General features: G+C 62.4%; 20 protein-coding genes. 12 read left to right on the forward strand and 8 right to left on the reverse strand.

Translation table 11 applies throughout. The annotated features are described in order from the left end of the window. The first annotated feature begins 11 nt into the window (after window positions 1–11). Together QRN54_RS04950 and QRN54_RS04955 are read left to right on the forward strand one after the other, a co-directional pair. Window positions 12–518 (forward strand): VOC family protein, encoded by a 507-nt coding sequence (locus tag QRN54_RS04950; RefSeq protein ID WP_030535584.1) that lies wholly within the window; start codon window positions 12–14, stop codon window positions 516–518. A gap of 52 nt (window positions 519–570) precedes the next feature. Then, window positions 571–1386 carry a MerR family transcriptional regulator gene (locus QRN54_RS04955; protein ID WP_047271490.1) on the forward strand — a complete coding sequence of 272 codons (816 nt, stop codon included), beginning with the start codon at window positions 571–573 and terminating at the stop codon, window positions 1384–1386. 19 nt (window positions 1387–1405) lie between these two features. On the opposite strand, the gene QRN54_RS04960 is transcribed toward QRN54_RS04955, so the two are convergent. Further along, window positions 1406–1561, reverse strand: a complete 156-nt coding sequence (locus QRN54_RS04960; protein WP_165638325.1) for a hypothetical protein — start codon at window positions 1559–1561, stop codon at window positions 1406–1408. 276 nt (window positions 1562–1837) lie between these two features. Here QRN54_RS04960 and lplAB point away from each other — a divergent pair, with 276 nt between their 5' ends. After that, window positions 1838–2887: a lipoate-protein ligase LplAB gene (lplAB, locus tag QRN54_RS04965; protein WP_003942269.1), complete on the forward strand. Its 1050-nt coding sequence runs from the start codon at window positions 1838–1840 to the stop codon at window positions 2885–2887. A 45-nt stretch (window positions 2888–2932) separates the two neighbouring features. On the opposite strand, the gene QRN54_RS04970 is transcribed toward lplAB, so the two are convergent. Together QRN54_RS04970 and QRN54_RS04975 are read right to left on the reverse strand one after the other, a co-directional pair. Continuing rightward, window positions 2933–4093, reverse strand: a complete 1161-nt coding sequence (locus QRN54_RS04970) for a DUF7802 domain-containing protein (RefSeq protein ID WP_285181685.1) — start codon at window positions 4091–4093, stop codon at window positions 2933–2935. Continuing rightward, window positions 4093–5040: a metal-dependent hydrolase gene (locus QRN54_RS04975; protein WP_030535581.1), complete on the reverse strand. Its 948-nt coding sequence runs from the start codon at window positions 5038–5040 to the stop codon at window positions 4093–4095. The genes QRN54_RS04970 and QRN54_RS04975 overlap by 1 nt, the downstream gene beginning before the upstream one ends. A gap of 225 nt (window positions 5041–5265) precedes the next feature. Between QRN54_RS04975 and QRN54_RS04980 the strand changes: the two genes are divergently transcribed. Then, entirely contained in the window at window positions 5266–5922 is a 657-nt protein-coding gene (locus QRN54_RS04980) for a TetR/AcrR family transcriptional regulator (RefSeq protein ID WP_050655771.1), read from the forward strand. Here QRN54_RS04980 and QRN54_RS04985 read toward each other — a convergent pair. Both QRN54_RS04985 and QRN54_RS04990 read right to left on the reverse strand, forming a co-directional pair. Then, window positions 5888–6622, reverse strand: coding sequence for an energy-coupling factor transporter transmembrane component T family protein (locus QRN54_RS04985; protein WP_285181688.1), 735 nt, complete (start codon window positions 6620–6622; stop codon window positions 5888–5890). The genes QRN54_RS04980 and QRN54_RS04985 overlap by 35 nt on opposite strands. After that, complete coding sequence (locus QRN54_RS04990) at window positions 6619–8658, reverse strand: ATP-binding cassette domain-containing protein (RefSeq protein WP_007735113.1); 2040 nt, start codon at window positions 8656–8658, stop codon at window positions 6619–6621. The genes QRN54_RS04985 and QRN54_RS04990 overlap by 4 nt, the downstream gene beginning before the upstream one ends. A 111-nt stretch (window positions 8659–8769) precedes the next feature. Between QRN54_RS04990 and dapB the strand changes: the two genes are divergently transcribed. Both dapB and QRN54_RS05000 read left to right on the forward strand, forming a co-directional pair. Continuing rightward, window positions 8770–9525, forward strand: a complete 756-nt coding sequence (gene dapB / locus QRN54_RS04995; RefSeq protein WP_020907482.1) for a 4-hydroxy-tetrahydrodipicolinate reductase — start codon at window positions 8770–8772, stop codon at window positions 9523–9525. After that, a complete protein-coding gene (locus QRN54_RS05000) occupies window positions 9522–9986 on the forward strand; it encodes a hypothetical protein (protein ID WP_003942246.1) in 465 nt (154 codons plus the stop codon). Before dapB ends, QRN54_RS05000 begins: the two co-directional genes overlap by 4 nt. Before the next feature lie 34 nt (window positions 9987–10020). Here QRN54_RS05000 and QRN54_RS05005 read toward each other — a convergent pair whose 3' ends face one another. Beyond that, window positions 10021–10677 (reverse strand): thioredoxin-like domain-containing protein, encoded by a 657-nt coding sequence (locus QRN54_RS05005; protein ID WP_003942235.1) that lies wholly within the window; start codon window positions 10675–10677, stop codon window positions 10021–10023. Between the two features lie 48 nt (window positions 10678–10725). Next, the gene (locus QRN54_RS05010; protein WP_285181689.1) at window positions 10726–11673 is read right to left on the reverse strand and encodes a hypothetical protein; all 948 of its coding nucleotides are present in this window, start codon (window positions 11671–11673) and stop codon (window positions 10726–10728) included. A gap of 200 nt (window positions 11674–11873) precedes the next feature. Here QRN54_RS05010 and QRN54_RS05015 point away from each other — a divergent pair, with 200 nt between their 5' ends. Beyond that, entirely contained in the window at window positions 11874–12272 is a 399-nt protein-coding gene (locus QRN54_RS05015) for a DUF1801 domain-containing protein (protein ID WP_037130001.1), read from the forward strand. A 7-nt stretch (window positions 12273–12279) separates the two neighbouring features. Here QRN54_RS05015 and QRN54_RS05020 read toward each other — a convergent pair whose 3' ends face one another. Then, window positions 12280–13437, reverse strand: coding sequence for an isochorismate synthase (locus QRN54_RS05020; protein ID WP_020969440.1), 1158 nt, complete (start codon window positions 13435–13437; stop codon window positions 12280–12282). Between the two features lie 200 nt (window positions 13438–13637). On the opposite strand from QRN54_RS05020, the gene QRN54_RS05025 reads away from it, so the two are divergent. From QRN54_RS05025 to QRN54_RS05045, 5 genes are read left to right on the forward strand one after another with little or no spacing between them, the layout of a single operon-like run. After that, window positions 13638–13868, forward strand: coding sequence for a phosphopantetheine-binding protein (locus tag QRN54_RS05025; RefSeq protein WP_003942230.1), 231 nt, complete (start codon window positions 13638–13640; stop codon window positions 13866–13868). Continuing rightward, a complete protein-coding gene (locus QRN54_RS05030; protein ID WP_003942103.1) occupies window positions 13856–14656 on the forward strand; it encodes a 2,3-dihydro-2,3-dihydroxybenzoate dehydrogenase in 801 nt (266 codons plus the stop codon). The genes QRN54_RS05025 and QRN54_RS05030 overlap by 13 nt, the downstream gene beginning before the upstream one ends. 41 nt (window positions 14657–14697) lie before the next feature. Next, complete coding sequence (locus QRN54_RS05035) at window positions 14698–16362, forward strand: (2,3-dihydroxybenzoyl)adenylate synthase (protein ID WP_285181690.1); 1665 nt, start codon at window positions 14698–14700, stop codon at window positions 16360–16362. Between the two features lie 36 nt (window positions 16363–16398). Then, window positions 16399–17046, forward strand: coding sequence for an isochorismatase family protein (locus QRN54_RS05040; protein WP_007735125.1), 648 nt, complete (start codon window positions 16399–16401; stop codon window positions 17044–17046). Window positions 17047–17093: 47 nt separating this feature from the next. Beyond that, complete coding sequence (locus QRN54_RS05045; RefSeq protein WP_285181691.1) at window positions 17094–17546, forward strand: flavodoxin family protein; 453 nt, start codon at window positions 17094–17096, stop codon at window positions 17544–17546. The last annotated feature ends 143 nt before the right edge of the window (window positions 17547–17689 follow it).

Below are 17689 nucleotides of genomic sequence, written 5' to 3' on the forward strand. Positions count from 1 at the left end.
ACGATGGCTTCATGACCGATACTTACCCGGCATTCGACATCAGCCCCGTCCCTGTCCCCGCTACAGACGCCGTGCCTCCGGAACAGTTCCGAGGTCTCTACGGAATGCCCATGTTCGTGTCGGTTCCGACATCGGATCTGGCCGAATCTGCCGACTTCTGGATCCGTGGGCTCGGTTTCTTCGACCTCTTTTCGGTACCGGATCGACTGACGCACCTGCGACGCTGGGCATTTCAAGACGTTCTGCTCGTGCCCGGCGAATGTGCAGATTCACCACCGTCCGTCAGTGTGAGCTTTGCGTGTGTGCTGAGTCAGATGGACCAGATAGCACAGGCGTGTGAGGAATTGCGGCCCGGATGCACCAGCGGTCCACATCTGAAGCCGTGGAATTCACTGGAGTTGGAGATTGTGACACCGGAGAACGCGCGCGTGATCATGACGGCCGCTCGTCCGTACGACCCGAACAGTGCCGAGGCCGAGCATCTGCGAGGCATGGGAATTGACGGACCCGACGACTGAACCGAGGTCTGACGCTGTGGCCTCCCGAACCGCGTCTGTCAGACTGGATCACGTGACGGACCAACTCTTCGGAGACGAGGCAGACAGTGCTCTCACTGTCGGTGCTGCCGCATCACGACTAGGCATAACCGTACGTACCCTCCATCATTGGGACGCAATCGGTTTGGTGCGTCCGTCCGGGCGCAGTGACGGGGGCTACCGGCTGTACACCGACGCGGACCTCGGTCGCATCGGCCGGGTGCTTGTCTACCGTGACGTGGGTTTGTCGCTCGACGAGATCGGGATATTGCTCGATGCGCCCGCAGCCCACGTGGACGAGACGCTGCGTGGGCAGCGCGCCGAGTTGCGGCAACGGATAGCCGACTTGGAGGAACTGGGCGAGTCCTTGGATCGCATCATCGATGCCAGGAAGTCGGGTGTGCTGTTGCCGGCACACGAGCAGGTCTCGATCTTCGGCCGACACTGGCAGCCGTCATGGGGACCTGAGGCGCACGAGCGTTGGGGTGACAGTGCGCAGTGGGCGCAGCACGCGGAACGGTCGGCGGGTAGGACCGCTGAGGATTGGCAGAAGATCGCCGACTGCGTCGAGACGCTCAACGAAGATCTGGCGCTGGCCTGCCGATCCGGTGTCGAACCGGGAAGCGGCGAGGCGAATTTGCTGGCAGAACGGCACCGAGCGTCGATCGGGGTTTACTTCGACTGCACACATTCGATGCAGGTGTGTCTGGGACGGATGTACGTGGCCGATCCGGGATTCACCGCGTTCTACGAGCAGGTCGAGACCGGTCTGACAGTGTGGCTCCGCGCTGTCATCGATGCGAATGCTCGGGCCAACGGGGTTGCCCCCGAATCGGCGACGTGGGTGTGAGTGAGCTGGTGGTCGCTCGTCAGTCCAAAGACGCACACGCAGTGCACCACGGTCGGCCGTCGACTCCGTGGGCACGATGGGACACTGCGATGCGCGCGGCCAAAATGCAGCTTTCGTTGTCGTGATAGACGTCGAGATCCGAAGGAACCGTCGAGTGGAACGCCGGGACCTTCATGTCTACCTCCGTTGTGGCTCGCCAGGGAGTTGGCTCGTTGCGGCAATCCTCCCACCACAGAGATCATCTCGCCTGTCGGCAGAAGCAGGGCCGTTGCTCGGCCAAATTGCCAGGGGTCGACACGTGCGGTCCCGTCCGCGCGATTGTGCAGCCCCGCAGCGACTTACAGGTGTGGTTACTTGATCGCCCTGCCTTCCGAACAGATGCGCACTGCGCGCGGGGTGTGATCTTCGACGGCGCTCACCGCAGAGAATCCCGCAGGGATAGGCTGGACGGATGCGTGGAGAGTACAAGGTTCCTGGTGGAAAACTGGTCGCGGTCGACGTCGAGGTGGCGGACGGTCGGCTGTCCGAAGTCGCAGTCTCGGGGGACTTCTTCCTCGAGCCCGACAGCGCGCTCGACGACATCAACGCGGCGTTGCGCGGAATGCCCGCCGACTCGGATGCAGAACAGTTGGCGCATGCCATCTCCACTGCGCTCGACGAGTCCGTCTCGATGATCGGCTTCACGCCGCAGTCGGTCGGCATCGCGATCCGGCGCGCACTCGGCCACGCCACGAGCTGGGCGGATCACACCTTCGACCTCATCCCGCCGGTGGTTCTCGATCCCGCGATGCACGTCGCGCTGGACGAGGTCATCGCGCGTGAGGTCGCATCGGGTGAGCGTCCGCCGACATTGCGTTTCTGGGACTGGGACTCGCCCTTGGTCGTGATCGGATCGTTCCAGTCCGTGCGTAACGAGGTCGACTCCGAGGCGGCTGCGCGGTACGGCATCGGGGTGGTGCGCCGAATCTCCGGTGGCGGCGCGATGTTCATGGAACCGGGCAACTGCATCACGTACTCGTTGGCAGTACCGGCGTCATTGGTCGAGGGTTTGAGTTTCGAGCAGTCCTACGCGTTTCTCGATCAGTGGGTCATGGGAGCGCTTGCCGAGGTCGGTATCAACGCTCGGTATGTGCCGCTCAACGATATCGCCTCGGACAAGGGCAAGATCGCCGGCGCCGCTCAGAAGCGATTCGCGTCCGGCACTGTGCTCCATCACGTGACCATGGCCTACGACATCGACGCTGAGAAGATGACGCAGGTGTTGCGAATCGGACGAGAGAAGATGTCGGACAAGGGAACCAAGAGTGCGGCCAAGCGCGTCGATCCGCTGCGTTCGCAGACCGGAATGACGCGTGCAGCAATCCTGGAGTCGTTTGCGCAGCACTTTCGAGGTCAATACGACACCCACGACAGCGATTACACGGACTCGGAGTTGGAGCAGGCGCGCAAGCTGGTGGACACGAAGTTCAGAACCGAAGAGTGGACTCACCGCGTCCCGTGAAACCGAGAAACCGGGACGAGACCCGAGCGGTCTCGTCCCGGTCGCCTAGGTAGCCGGAGTCGCTGAGTTTGCCCCGAGGAGCTCGGCGTCGGCCGTCCCGGAGTTCCGCTTCGGAATGGTGAAAGTTGCGCTCACGCACAGGATTGCGATGACGAAGCACGCCACTGTGTACCAGAGGTTCCCGATGGGATCTCCAGCGCTGGTGGAACCGTCGACCGCGTCGAAGAAGTCGGGAAGCGCACTCGCCCACAGGACGGCCATGACAACCAGGTACACCACGCTGTAGATCTGCACGAACCTGTTGGTGTGTTCAGGAGTGTTCGATTCTGCCGAGCGCAGGTGCGTCCATTGGCGGACGAGAACCACGATCGCGACCACTGTGAGGACTGCAAGTTCAGCGGCGTAGAGGAACCCGCGGACAGTGTCGCTTCCCATACCGAAGACCGTCGCCGGGAGCGGGAGAATGAACGTACCCAGCGAGGCCAGCAGGCCGATCACGATGGTGCGCCATACCAATTGAAGTCCGGAGAAGTGCTTGCCGGCATCGACGTGCCGTCCGACGAAGTACTGGACGCAGAATGCCAACGACATCGGCCACAGCGCGGCGAAGACGACCACGCTGGGAAGTGGAACCGCGTCGAACATGGGTTGGTTGATCGGGTTCGACGTCGACCACTCCCACCACCGCAACTGGGGCCCCAGGTGGTCGAAGATTTCGTAGAACGCATGGTGGACGAAGCCGACGCAGACAGCGCCCAGTAGTGGACCGTATCTGCGGAAAACGCCGAGCATTCTGACTATTTCGAAGGCCAACGTCGCCATCAGTGGATAGATGGCAACGATGTACAGCGGCAGTCGACCCCACATGAAGTCGACGGTGAACACGTTGTGCGCGAACATCGTGTCCACTTGTTCTTCGATGCCGAACGCCGCCGGGAAGTACAGCGGAGGCTCGATGATGAACAGGTAGGCGGTGGCGCCGAACCAGAGGACCAGGTTGGTGGGGTCGCCGTTGCGGCGCAACCGCACGATCGCCAGGACCAGTGCGAGCACCGAGCCGACGATGATGGTCCATTCGAGGACGGGCAGGGTCCAGTTCTCCAGCGCCGCCGGGTTACGGAACTCGACGAGTCCACCTGCTTCCTGACAGGAGAAACCGAGTTCTGTTGCGAGCTGGGAAAACGTGGGGGAGCAGTGTTCTGCCATCAGTTGGCCCCTGACGTGATCGACTCGGCTTGTGCCTGAGATTCGGCGGTGTACCAGCGTGTGCAGTCGTAGCCGTCGTCGTAACGCTTGAACCACTGGTCGGCGAGTGCGGGGAGTTTCTCGTGGTCCGGGTTGTGATTGGGCATCTGGCTGCGGAAGACACCGCCGAGTGCGACGAGTTGTTCTCCGAGTTGAAGGTGATCGAAGGCGCGAGGCATCGTGCCCTTGGTCAGATACGGAGCGAACGACGTCAGAATCTTCTGCTTGGTGCGGTGGGTGGCGAACATCGACAGTGAGTCGACTTGCCGCTCGGAGAGCGGAACGTGCTGGTTGAAGCCTGCGCAGGCGATACGAATCACCTTCATGACGTGTGCGAAGATCGACGGCGCCATTCGCATCCGGTAAAGCTCGCTTCCGACAACGGAATTGAAGATGATCAGTGCCGAGCTGCGATGCTCGACTTCCTCGACGAAGTGCCAGATGAACAGCGACGCGACGCGGTCGTCTCCCGGACGGAACAAGGTCGCCTCGTTGTCGAGCATCAGTTTGAACACCGGTGTGAAGGTCGCCTCCAGATCTGCGGTGTATGCAAGCCGGTAGTTCAGCGAGGTCGCCTCGGTCAGTAGATCGAATTCACCGATCACAGCGTCGAGCGTGTTCTGCAGTCCGGGGTAGCGCCTGATCAGAGCCTTCACATGCTGGCGGTGCGCGGTCGAGTGATGGCCTTCCTGACGCATGAACGCCACGGCTTCCTCGGCCACCTCAGGATCGCTGATCCGCGACTTGGTCTGCATGATCATCTTCACGATCATCTTCTCGAAACCGATGGCCAGGAACGAGACCGCGTTGGACATGCTCGACCAGGCCGGATTCTCCGGGTTCCACAGGAAGGGAACGTCCTGATCCTCGAATCCGAAGTCCATTTTTCGGGGTTGAAGGTTGGTCACTTGTCGAACCTCGTCTTTCGGAGGGGCTGGTCAGGTGGCCGCTCTGGCACTCGAAGCCACGTGTGGCGGTAATCATACATATTGGTGTGCAGTTGTATGTTCACTTTCGGCGAGGGGAGTGAATTCGAGGGGCGCAGATGCAAAACCTGCCTGTGTTAGCCTGTGGCTCTTGGACTTCGAGCGCAAAGACATGGTTCGAGCCTCGTTCGAGCGAGGAAGTGGGCAGTGGCACGAAGGCGTGGGTGGGGCGGCAATCCACCGGACAGTGACGAAGATGCGTCTCGTCGCATTGTCGAGGCCGCGGTCGAGTTGATCGCACGGACGAGTTCGGAAATCAGCATCGGCGACGTCGCCGAGTCACTGGGCGTGATCCGGCAGACCGTGTATCGATACTTTCCCAGCGCCGACGCTCTGATGCGGGCAGCTGCAATCGCGTCGGTCGACGGCTACCTCGATCGGCTCACCACACACGTGAGCGGCATCGAAGACCCCGTCGAGGCGATGACCGAGGGTGTCGTCTACACCCTGACCCAGGTCCACCGAACGCCCCATCTCGGCATTCTGCTCACCAGCACGAATTCGAGTCTTCATCCCGAAGGCCTGACCTCTCAGGAGGCGCAGGCCTTCGGAATGGCGATGATCACCCGCTTCGACGTGGACTGGGTGCGTTTCGGATACGACGACGCATCACTTCAGGAACTGGTCGAATACGTCCTGCGGACGATGCAGTCGTTTTTCCTCGCGCCCGGCGACCCGAAGCGGAGCGACGAAGAACTGCGGCGATACCTACGGCGCTGGATGGGTTCTGCGATCATCGCCCAGGGAAATTCTGTCAGCGGTGACCCGATCAGCGCAGAACCAGAGTCAAAACAACCGCGCTGACGCACGCGGCGGTGACGACGGTCAGTGCGACGAGGTCGGCGAGCTGAGGGCGCTTGGGGTACACCGCGATCAAACCGGTGCCCCCGCGAGCGGAGATCGCTTCACCCATCTCGGCAGAGCGCCGAATTGCCACCGACATGGTCGTGGTGATCAGATCGACTATCGAATTGTCGGCAGCGCTGTTCACCACAGCTTTCGGGCGTAGTCGTCGCGCCGCCACCAGGGTGAGCATCTCGTCGATCAAGAGCGGAAGTGAACGAATGCAGAGGGCCGTCGCGATCGCCCACTCGTCGACCGGGATCTTGAGGAATCGCAGCGGTCTACCGAGCGTTGCCAGTGCCGGCGCCACATCGCTCATCGACGTGGTCCATGCCAACATCAGTGAGACGCAGAGCAATACAAGACCGAACGTCACAGCTTGCAGGTAGATGAAGACTGCGTCGAGGCCGATCGGAAGATTGATCAACGCGCCGAGCAGGATCAGCGCCCACAACCACCACGGAGGTCGCGGAACTGCAGTCGGGGGGATGCGTCCGATCACCGCGGTCAGCAACAACAATCCGAGTACGACGCCGATCGCCGGCCAGGACGGAGCGGTCACGACCACGATGCTGACGAGAACGACGGCAACGATCTTCGTTCCGGCCCACAATCGGTGGATCGGCGATGAAGTCGGGACTTCGCGCAGAAGTGTTGTCACGTCGTCGATCCTTCCAAGGCGCTGCTGGCGGCAGGGTCGAGGATGCGACCCTCCGACAGTCGAATTGTTCTGCTGCACACGGCGTCCATGCCGTCGACATCGTGGGAGATGACGACTACTGCGGTTCCGTTCCGACGAATCCACCTGAGTACGTTCAGGATTTCGTGTCGACCGGGTGGATCGAGACCGGCCAACGGTTCGTCGAGTATGAGTACCCGCGGTTGGCGCACGAGGAGACCGGCCAGGACGACGCGTCGCATCTGTCCGCCGCTCAACTCGTCGATGCTGCGGCCGGCGATGTGACGGTCGAGTCCGACGGCGTCGAGCGCCCACGAGACTTGCACCGATCCGATCTCCGGACCTCCGGCGGCCTCGATGTCTTCGGCGACGGTTCGGCGTTGCAGCTGCAGTCGCGAATGCTGGAACGTGAGACCGACGGTGCCGAGTTGGCGTGAGACGGGTTTGCCGTCGAAGACTGCGGTTCCCTTGCTCGGTGCGATCAAGCCCGCCATGATCCAGGCCAGAGTCGATTTACCGGAACCGTTGCCGCCCAGAACCAGCAGCCCGTCGCCGTCGCCGATTGTGAGATTGACGTCCGACAGTGCGCGCCGCGACCACGGAGTCCGGTCGTTGTACGTGTGGGTGACATCGGTGAGTTGGAGGACAGCTCGAGTGCTGACCGGCCACGGCGCAGACGGCGGACCCCCGAACGTCGACGTCATCCAACCGGGTTGGTGATCGATCTGCCGTCCGCGTTGTAGTTGAATCACCCGATCTGCGTTGCGGGTGTCGGCGTGGTGATGGGTGACCAGTACCACGGCCATCGGGTGGCGTCGCGGAAGTTCGGCGAGGAGCGAGACCAATTCCTCCCGGCCGGCCTGATCGACCATCGCGGTGGCTTCGTCCGCGATCAGCAGAGCGGGGCGCCGCGCCAGCGCGGCTGCAACAGCCAGACGTTGCATCTCGCCACCGGACAGCCCGGAGGTCTCACGCATACCCATGCCCGCGAGTCCCACCTCGGCCAGCAGTGCATCGACGTCGGGATGCGACTCGGGGGGGAGCCCCCAGACGACGTCGTCCGCGACGCGGGTTCCGAGGATCTGGCTTTCGGGTCGTTGGAGGACGACGGCGGTTCCGCCGTGTCGGCCGAGACCGGCGGACCCGGGTCTCGTCAGCGTCCCGACAGTCGGCGCGCGCCCGGCGAGCAACCGGGTCAGTGTGGACTTGCCCGAGCCGTTGTGGCCGACGACGGTGACGAACTCTCCTCGTCGCACGGTGAAGTTGACGTCGACGAGGGCCGGTGTCGTTGCACCCGGATAGGTGAAGCCCACGTGATCGAAAGTGACCGGCAACGGATCGATCGGACGGTCGTCGGGTGCTGTCTGGAGCGGGTCGGCCGAAGGGAGTGCAGCCAATCGGTCGAGGACGGCGCCGAGGACAAAATAGGAGACGACGGTACTGAGGACGATTCCGGAGATGATGGACACGCCGATCCACAACCACCAGTAGTCGATGATCGAGCCGATGCTGTTATCGATCCATTCGGCTGCGCCGACCAGTGTGGGGGCACGCTTCAAGATCTCGGCCACGCCCAACGCGGTGTTCTCGAGCGAGGTCAACAACAAGGTGCGCAGCGGAGCGAGAACAAGCAACAGGACTATGGAGAACAACGCCAGCGCGGGCCCGATGACCAATGACGACAGCAATGCGGAGACGAAGCCGAGACCGCGCCGCTTGACCGTACCGATGATTCCGCCGAGGAGAGCGCTCAATGCGACCGCCGCCGCAGATCCCGAACCCGCCGCGACGAAGGCGACTGCCGTGGCCGAGATACCGGCTGTCGTCACGGCGCGGACTCGGAAGCGTTGGGCAACAATTCCCATCGGAACGGCGGCCACGAGGTTGAGGGCGCTGGCCATGGGGATGACCGTGGCAATGACGGACAACGCGACCGTGAATCCGGCCATGACGGCACCCGTTGCCAACTCGAGTGGTCGAAGGTTGCCGGTTTCGCGGACTTGCGGACGGTTGCTCACTACGTCCAGTGTGCCAGTGGTGACATAACTCCCGCCCGACTGATGGTGAGCGCATCGGGGTGATTGCGTAGGCTTCACCTCAAACAATGCATCGGACGGAGCGTGGAAGACGTGAGTGCAGCACCCATCAGGGTCGGGGTTCTGGGAGCCAAGGGCAAGGTCGGTCGAGCGATCTGCGAGGCAGTGGAAGCTGCTCCCGATCTGGAACTTGTCGCTCAGGTCGACACCGGTGATCGCATCGAGACGTTTGTCGACACCCGCACTCAGGTAGTGGTCGATTTCACGCACCCCGACGTCGTCATGGGAAATCTGGAATTCCTCGTGGCCAACGGAATTCACGCCGTGATCGGCACCACCGGTTTCGACGAGTCCAGGCTGGCGACTGTGCAGTCCTGGCTCGACGAGCAGCCTGCAACGGGTGTTCTGATCGCCCCGAACTTCGCCATCGGTGCTGTGTTGTTGATGCGCTTCTCGGCTGCCGCGGCGCGCTTCTTCGATTCCGTCGAGGTCATCGAACTTCACCACCCCAACAAGGCAGATGCTCCCTCGGGCACCGCATACCGAACGGCCGCCATGATCGCCGAAGCTCGCGCGGAAGCAGGCGTCGGACGCAGCCCTGACGCCACCACGACCGAGCTCGAGGGTGCGCGTGGAGCCGACGTCGACGGCGTCCGGGTTCACTCCGTGCGGATGGCCGGACTGGTCGCGCATCAGGAAGTGATTCTCGGAACTCAGGGCGAGACGCTGACCATTCGCCACGACTCGATCGACCGGAATTCGTTCGCGCCGGGCGTTCTGCTCGGTGTCCGCCAGATCGGCTCGCGTCCGGGTCTGACGGTCGGTATCGATTCCTTTCTCGATCTATGAACAAGACCACCCGCACCGTCGCACTGATCGTCGCGATTTGCATCGCGCTCGCGGTGTACTTCGTGCTCCTCGGTCAGCGCGGAATCCAGCTCATCCAGGACGGTGGCGGCGCCGCGATCGGTCTAGGGATCGGCGTGCTGATCCTGCCGTTCCTGGGGCTGTGGCTCGTCATCGCCACGCTCCGTGCCGGCTTCACGCACCAGCGCCTCGCGCAGCAGATTCACGACGAGGGCCTCGCTGTCGACGCGTCTGCGCTTCCGAAATTGCCTTCGGGCCGGATCGAGCGAGCGGCTGCCGACGAGTTGTTCGCCCAGATCAAGGTCGACTGGGAAGCAGACCCGGACAACTGGAAGCAGAACTTCCGACTTGCTCGCGCCTACGACTATGCCGGTGACCGAAGCCGGGCTCGGGAAACCATGCGACGGGCAGTCGAACTGGAACGCCGTTCACGAGGCAAGTAGGTGTCTGCGCCGCGAAGCGGGGCCTGCTGAGACGCTACCGCTCCGGAACGGTTGTGGGAGATGACGGATCCGGAGTGGTGGGGTCGAATGGCGGCGGGTTGTTCGGGTCGAAGCTCGTCACCGGCACCGAACAGGTCGCGCCCACTTCGGGATACGTGTTCGGGTTGACGCGCAGAGCCGAGACGAACTGATCGATGCGCGCGTCCGCGGCGTTGTCGAGCTTGAGCTGACGGCCCCACGACTGCAGCGAGATCGGCGAATCCAGGGTCGGATACGGCGACATCAACGTGTAGCTCATGCCCTCGACTCGCTGTGCCAAGCGAGCCTGATCCTCGCTCGAGACGAGGTCGGGGTTGTACGTGATCCACACGGCCCCGTGCTCGAGAGAATGGACCGCATTCTCGGTCCGAATCGCTTGTGGATAAACAACTCCGGTGCAGTTTGCCCAGACCGAGTCGTGACGGCCGCCGAAGGGCGGTGAATATGTGTACGCCACGCGTTCGTTCGGGCGTACGTGTTGGGCTGCTGGGTAGTCGACCGTGACAACTCCGTCGATGGCTTCGGACGGATCCGGGTTGTCGATGCTCGGAACAAACGCATCCGGGCGCGGTGATCCTTCGAGGGAATTCGCACACGAAGCCAGTGCAAGAACTGCCGAGACCACCACTGTCGCTCGAAGTTGTTTGTTCACTCGGCCATGATAGCGGCGCCTGTCCGCTTTCCCGGGGACGCGAATCGACTACGACCCGAGAGAGCCGCTCGCTCCGCCCGACAGTGCGATGTCGCTGGCGCCGCGAAGAATTCGGATTGGTGGTAATGGCCCTCGGTATGCCTCGGAGCCACTGATCAGATCACCGGCAGCGTCGAACGCGATCGCCTCACCTTGTGGCTCGTCTGTAAGGGGGACGCGAATCGGGTTGGTGTTCAACGCTTTCACGATATCGCCGTCGGGAGCTGCGTACAGGTAAGCGTCGGTATACGTGCGGAGCGCTACCACCGTGCCGTCCTTGCTCACGGCGCCGCCGGTGACAGCCATCGTGCCGGCGTGGGGGACGGGCCCACCGGGTGTGAGGGTGGGAGTAAATCTGAGCTGACCTACTTTGGCCAACATGGTCGGCGAGCCCGTACTCAGATCCTGAACCTGCTGTCGCTCAGCGGTTGTGTAGACCACGCTTGCACCCAGGTAGTCCTTGGTGACGATGACGGGAACCCCGTCGCTCTGGATCAGTAGTGTCTCGGCGTCGTGCGCGCCGTCGGGATAGACCAGGGGGTAGGAGGTCGCCGCACCTGAAGCCGGATCGAGGTCGATCAGCCCGACCGACGTTCGTACCGCGTTGTTGTCGCCGATGTCTGCCAGCCACAGATGGCCGTCGGGAGTCGACGACAGATCCTCGACGTCGACACGAGGGGTGCCCACGCTGATCCAGCGCTGCACGTGGCAGTTCGAATCGAGTTCGGCGACCCGATCGTCGGAGCCGCTGTCGCCGATTGCGTACATCCCGGCCGCGGTGACGGTGAGTCCGGACAGCTCGGAAAGGCCTGCATCGGTGGGTGTGCACAGTACGTCGAAGACGCGGGCCTGTTGCGCCGCCGCAGGAACGGTGTGAACGCCGACAATCGCGGCGGCGAGAACAACCGATCCGGCAGCCCAAGCGACTGAGTGGGTGAGCGGTCGATTCCAGATCACGATGCAGTCCTCCAGGCCGAAGAATCGGGACTTAGTACCCAGAGAATACTGGACGTCCGTCTCACTTTGACAGAAACTGCAAGAAATCGCCTATGCCGAAACGTCGTGATGCGTCAGTGATTCACCGAGTGAATCCGCGTGCAGGAGGGGATACTCGACTCACCGGAGATCGGCGGCGACGAGCAGGAAGTGACGAAGCGATGGCGAAGAGTGAGTCCGACAAGCAAGGCGCAGATTCCCCGTCTCGGTTGATCGACCAGCGAATCGAGGAACTCGGAGACTGGCGGGGCGAGATGCTCGCCCGGATACGAACTCTGATCAAAGAAGTGGATCCGGATGTGGTGGAGGAATGGAAGTGGCGAGGTGTTCCCGTGTGGTATCACGCCGGAATGATCTGTACCGGTGAGACTTACAAGAGCGCAGTGAAGGTGACCTTTGCCAAAGGCGCATCACTCGACGACGCTTCAGGACTCTTCAACTCCAGCCTCGAGGGCAATACGCGACGGGCGATCGATTTCCACGAGGGCGAAGCCGTCGACGAAAAGGCGTTCAAGGCACTCGTTCACGCCGCGATTGCCCTGAACACCTCGAAGAAGTGACGCCCTGTCAGAGATGATGTTCAGCGAGATCGAACGCACTGAGTAGCGTGCGGAATTTTGTACTGGTCTCTCTCAATTCGATTTCCGGGTCGGAAGTAGCGACGATGCCGCCGCCGGCGTAGGCCCGCGCCGAGAGGCCGTCTGCTGCGATCTCGGCGCAACGAATAGCTACCATCCACTCGCCGTCTCCAGTCCGGTCGCACCAGCCCACGGCACCGGCATAGAACCCACGATCGGCTTCGGTTGCGGTGATGTGCTCGCGTGCGGCGACCGTCGGTGTGCCGCAGACAGCGGGGGTCGGATGCAGCGCCATTGCGAGTTCGAGCGAGGTCAGGCTCGGGTCGATCAGGACACCTTCGATCTTGGTCCCGAGATGCCACAGTTGCGGTGTCCGAAGGATTTCCGGTGCGCTGGGTGCATTGAAGGACGTGCACAGTGGTCCGAGTATCGCGCTGATGGAGTCGACGACAAACGCGTGTTCGGCCAGATCTTTGGTCGACGCGCGGAGTTGCTCGGCATTCGCCTCGTCCTGATCCGAATTCGGATGGCGTGCAATCGAGCCCGCCAGCGGGTGGCAGGTGACGACGCCGCCTCGCCTTTCGATCAGAACCTCGGGCGTCGAACCGACCAGCGATCGCCCGCGGTACTTTCCTCCGGCGGGGGACAGGTCGACGCAGAAACCGTTGTGCGCGTGATCGAGTGCAATCAGTTTCTCGGCCAGAGCGGCGGGGAAGATCGTGGACTCGGCCTCGATGGTCAGGGAGCGTGCGAGGACAACTTTGTCGAGTTCGCCTGCTCGAAGTCGCTCGATGGCTCCGCGGACCCTGTCGGTGTGGATCTGCGGGCTGGGTTCGAATCCGGCTACCCGCGAAGTGGGTAGTGACGGGATGTTCGAGTGATATAGATCACCGCGGACTCGTGTGAAACTCAGTGGCGCGGTGAGGGCGGACGGCGTCTCCGGGGAGAACGGCAGGGCGCCGACGACCGAGTCGATGCGCCCGGTCTTGAGGGCTTCGGCAGCGTCGAAGGCCGAGTCGAATTCTTCGACTACTCCCGAAGTGCGGATCGACGTTTGCCTACGTGAGAGCAGGAAAACGGAGTCCGTTTCATCGTCAGTCCGGTTGTTGCGCAACGGGAATTCGGAGACTTCGGCGAGTGCTGACATGGACACCCTTCCAGTTCGACAGATTGCTTGCTATGTTGAGGCTAGCCTTAGTTTGGGTGAATTTGTGTTGCGAGCGTCTGGGTTGTGTACTTCCGTACCGTTATGGTTAGGCTGGCCTAAAGTCAAGGCGTGCGGACGGGGTCGACACGAGGGTTGGGTTGGCTCGATCTGAGCGCGTCTACCACTACTCGAGGAGACCGATGAGCAACACCGTGGACCGTGACCAGATCGTGCGCGACGTCGCCGAGGTTCTGTCGATGAGGGCAGAACAACTCGGCGACGACGCGGACCTGGGTGACGAAGGCCTTGACTCGGTTCGCTTGATGACGCTCGTCGAACGGTGGCGGGGAGCGGGCGCGGATGCCGACTTCGCGGAGTTGGCAGAAGAGCCCACGATCAATGCCTGGGTTCAGGTCCTGTGCCCGCAGTGAGCGAGCGCCGAATCGCCGTGGTCACCGGTGCTGCGGCGGGGATCGGCGCCGCAGTAGCCCGTACGCTTGCGCGCGACGGGTATTCGCTGGCGTTGCTCGATCGCGACGACGTCGAATTGAAGCGGGTAACTGCGGAATTGGCAGAAACAATCGTCGAAGGCGCCGATATCGAGAGTCACGTCGTGGACGTGACTGATCGGCAGGCAGTCGACGCTGCAGTGGCCTCGACGATGGACACGTTCGGCCGGATCGACGCGCTCGCGCACGTCGCCGGAATTCTCGACACCGGATCGGTGCTGGACTCCGATCCAGACCAGTGGCGGAAGATATTCGGCGTCAACGTCTTCGGATTGCTGAACGTGCTGCAAAGCGTGGGACTGGAAATGCGTCGCCGTCGGGCCGGGGCGATCGTGGTCGTCTCGTCGAACGCGGCCGGTGTCCCACGTATCGGGATGGGTGCTTACGGTTCGTCCAAAGCTGCTGCCACCATGTTGGTTCGAACCGCTGGACTGGAGCTGGCTACTGACGGCATTCGTGTCAACGTGGTCGCTCCGGGATCCACCGACACAGCGATGCAGCGGTCATTGTGGTCGGACCCTTCCGACGATTCGGGTGCCGACGCGGTCATCGAAGGCAATCTGGCGAGCTATCGCCTGGGTATTCCGCTCGGAAAACTGGCCACCGCAGACGATATCGCGGACTCGGTGCACTTCCTGCTGTCCGACCGGGCGGCCCACATCACCATGCAGGCGCTGTACGTCGACGGTGGAGCGACGCTCAAAGCGTGAGACGTATTTGCTGACAGTACTTTCGAACAGGAGTCACTTGCATGACCTCGAGGATCGCTCGCGAGCCCTTGGCACCCGTCGCACAGTATCCACCCGATTTGGTGACGCATTATCGGGAACGAGGCTATTGGACTGACGAGACGCTGGCCGGATTCGTCACGGCCGCGGCCGCACGGCATCCCGACAACGAAGCGGTGGTCGGCAGCGATGCCTCTGGCACACAGACACGGCTGACGTATTCCGACCTCGATCGTCGCAGCTCGGCCGTGGCCGGAGGCCTGTCCGGCTTGGGTGTTCGCGCCGGTGACCGGGTGCTTCTGCAGCTGCCGAACATCGTGGAATACGTCGAAGCATTGTTCGGTGTGTTGAAGCTCGGCGCCCTGCCGGTATTCGGGTTGCCGGCGCATCGCCGAACCGAAATCGGATACTTCTGCCAGTTCGCTGATGTCGCTGCCTATATCGTCGCCGACCGTCATGGCGGGTTCGACTACCGCGCGCTGGCGCGTGAGGTGAACGAAGGCCTCGAGACTCCGCCTGTTGTGATCGTGGCCGGTGACCCCGAAGAGTTTGTCGGTTTCGATTCGCTGCGCGGATACGAGGTTCCCGTTCTTGCCGACGTCGATCCGTTGTCGGTCGCCTTTCTTCAGCTTTCCGGTGGCACGACCGGTGTTCCGAAGCTGATTCCGCGAACGCACGCCGACTACCTCTACTCGGTGCGAGCGTCCAACCCGATCTGTGGCGTCGACGACTCGACGCGCATGTTGGTGGTTCTTCCTGCAGCGCATAATTTTCCGATGAGTTCGCCGGGCATCCTGGGTGTTCTCCACGCGGGCGGCTCCGTGGTTCTGGCGCCGGACACCATGCCCACCACAGCTTTCGGTCTGATCGAATCAGAGCGAGTCACGCACGCTTCCTTGGTTCCACCGATCGCATTGGCCTGGATGGCCGCCCCCAGCAAGGCAGATCACGACCTGTCGAGCTTGCGGGTTCTCGGCGTCGGCGGAGCGAAGTTCAGCGCCGAAGCTGCCGCACGCGTACCCACGGAGCTGGGCTGCACCCTTCAGCAGGTGTTCGGCATGGCTGAGGGTTTGGTCAACTACACCCGCCTCGACGACACGCAAGAATTGATCGTCAGCACTCAGGGCCGGCCCATTTCACCCGACGACGAGGTTCGTGTGGTCGACGACGAAGGCGCGCTCGTCGCGCCCGGAACCACGGGGCACTTACTGACTCGGGGTCCGTATACGATCCGTGGCTATTACCGGGCGGATGCGCACAATGCCGAGGTCTTCGACGCCGAAGGTTTCTATCGCACCGGCGATCTGGTCAGCGTCACCGATACGGGACACCTGATTGTCGAGGGCCGCGCAAAGGACCAGATCAACCGCGGCGGCGAGAAGGTGGCCGCCGAGGAGATCGAGAACCACCTGCTCTCGCATCCGGCTGTCCACGATGCGGCCGTCGTCGCTGTTCCCGACGAGTACCTGGGCGAGCGAACCTGCGCCGTTCTGGTGATTTCCGGAGATGCCCCGACCGTCGGCGAGATCAAGCGATACATACGAGGCCGAGGCGTTGCGGCGTACAAGGTTCCGGATCGAGTGGAGTTCGTGACCGAGTTCCCCGTCACCGGCGTCGGAAAGACCAGCAAGGCGGCCTTGCGCCGTGTTCTCAGCGAATCGATTGCTGCACAGACTCTGTCGAGTTGATCGGTTCCCACCCCCACATTTTCGAGGAGATTCATCATGGCGCTACCCACAGCAGTGCGATACGAGATGCCCACCGAGTTTCCGCAGAATCGGGTCGACTGGACTCTCGATCCTTCCCGAGCGGTGCTGCTTCTGCACGACATGCAGGAATATTTCGTGAACGCGTACGACCGAAGCGTCGACCCGCTCCAAACCGTGGTTCCGAACATCGACCGGCTTCGTTCGTCGGCGCGAGCTGCCGGAATCCCGATCGTCTACACCGCGCAACCCGGTGATCAGGATCCCGAGGAGCGCGCGTTGCTGTCGGATTTCTGGGGACCGGGTCTGAAGGCAGATCCCGCTCACACCGACGTGATCGCCGAGTTGGCTCCGCATCCGGACGACGTGATGCTCACAAAATGGCGCTACAGCGCTTTCATCAAGACAGATCTGCGTGAGCGGCTGCGCGAGAGTGGGCGTGACCAGCTGATCATCACCGGAATCTATGCCCACATCGGTTGCCTGACTACCGCTTTGGACGGGTTCATGCAAGACGTGCAGATCTTCTTCGTGGGCGACGCGGTAGCCGACTTCTCCCTGGACGAGCATGTCGGTGCGCTCGAGTACGCGGCCGGGCGCTGCGCCTCGGTCACCCGAACCGACGACCTGGTCAAGGCGATGAGCGCGGAAACCGTTTCGGCGTAGGCGTGAACGGCGACGGGTGCGCCACCCGTCGCCGTATTGTCAGGTGTGTGAAGACTCTGTTGGTGGTTCACCACTCGCCCTCGCCGACAACCCACGAATTGTTGGATGCGGTCCTGGCCGGGGCTCGCGATCCCGAGATCGAGGGCGTCGAGGTGAAGGTGATGCCGGCGTTGGCGGCGACGGTGCCCGACGTCCTCGCTGCTGACGGCTATCTTTTCGGAACCACCGCCAATTTCGGTTACATGTCGGGCGCGCTGAAATACTTCTTCGACACCACGTACTACCAATGCCTCGGCGCGGTTTCGGATCGACCGTACGGCCTGTGGGTTCACGGCAACAACGACACTGTCGGTGCAGTGTCCTCGGTGCGCAAACTCGCCACCGGGCTCGGATTGGTCGCGGTGGCGGATCCGCTCGAAGTGACTGTGAGCGTGGACAAGTCTGTCCGCGATGGTTGTTATGAACTGGGCGGAACCGTCGCGGCAACGCTGATGGACTAGCCTTCACTTTCTCGTTTCGATTCACGAAAGAGACTGTCCCGCAAGTGGTTGTAGAAGCGCGTGTCCTCTGATTGACGCGTCGGGAGCCGTCGGTTCTCGGGTCACCGGCGAGGCGGATTCCCCGATTCATTGACATTTAGTTT

Source organism: Rhodococcus sp. MEB032 (genome assembly GCF_030208925.1).
GTDB lineage: Bacteria > Actinomycetota > Actinomycetes > Mycobacteriales > Mycobacteriaceae > Rhodococcus_F > Rhodococcus_F qingshengii.

Excerpts from the sequence above, each read along its gene's own strand:
- QRN54_RS05020 (WP_020969440.1), bottom strand. The coding sequence starts at position 13,437 with ATGTCAGCACTCGCCGAAGTCTCCGAATTCCCGTTGCGCAACAACCGG.
- QRN54_RS05040 (WP_007735125.1), top strand. The coding sequence starts at position 16,399 with ATGGCGCTACCCACAGCAGTGCGATACGAGATGCCCACCGAGTTTCCG.
- QRN54_RS04970 (WP_285181685.1), bottom strand. The coding sequence starts at position 4,093 with ATGGCAGAACACTGCTCCCCCACGTTTTCCCAGCTCGCAACAGAACTC.
- QRN54_RS05000 (WP_003942246.1), top strand. The coding sequence starts at position 9,522 with ATGAACAAGACCACCCGCACCGTCGCACTGATCGTCGCGATTTGCATC.
- lplAB (WP_003942269.1), top strand. The coding sequence starts at position 1,838 with ATGCGTGGAGAGTACAAGGTTCCTGGTGGAAAACTGGTCGCGGTCGAC.
- QRN54_RS05035 (WP_285181690.1), top strand. The coding sequence starts at position 14,698 with ATGACCTCGAGGATCGCTCGCGAGCCCTTGGCACCCGTCGCACAGTAT.
- QRN54_RS04960 (WP_165638325.1), bottom strand. The coding sequence starts at position 1,561 with ATGAAGGTCCCGGCGTTCCACTCGACGGTTCCTTCGGATCTCGACGTC.
- QRN54_RS05025 (WP_003942230.1), top strand. The coding sequence starts at position 13,638 with ATGAGCAACACCGTGGACCGTGACCAGATCGTGCGCGACGTCGCCGAG.
- QRN54_RS04950 (WP_030535584.1), top strand. The coding sequence starts at position 12 with ATGACCGATACTTACCCGGCATTCGACATCAGCCCCGTCCCTGTCCCC.
- QRN54_RS05015 (WP_037130001.1), top strand. The coding sequence starts at position 11,874 with ATGGCGAAGAGTGAGTCCGACAAGCAAGGCGCAGATTCCCCGTCTCGG.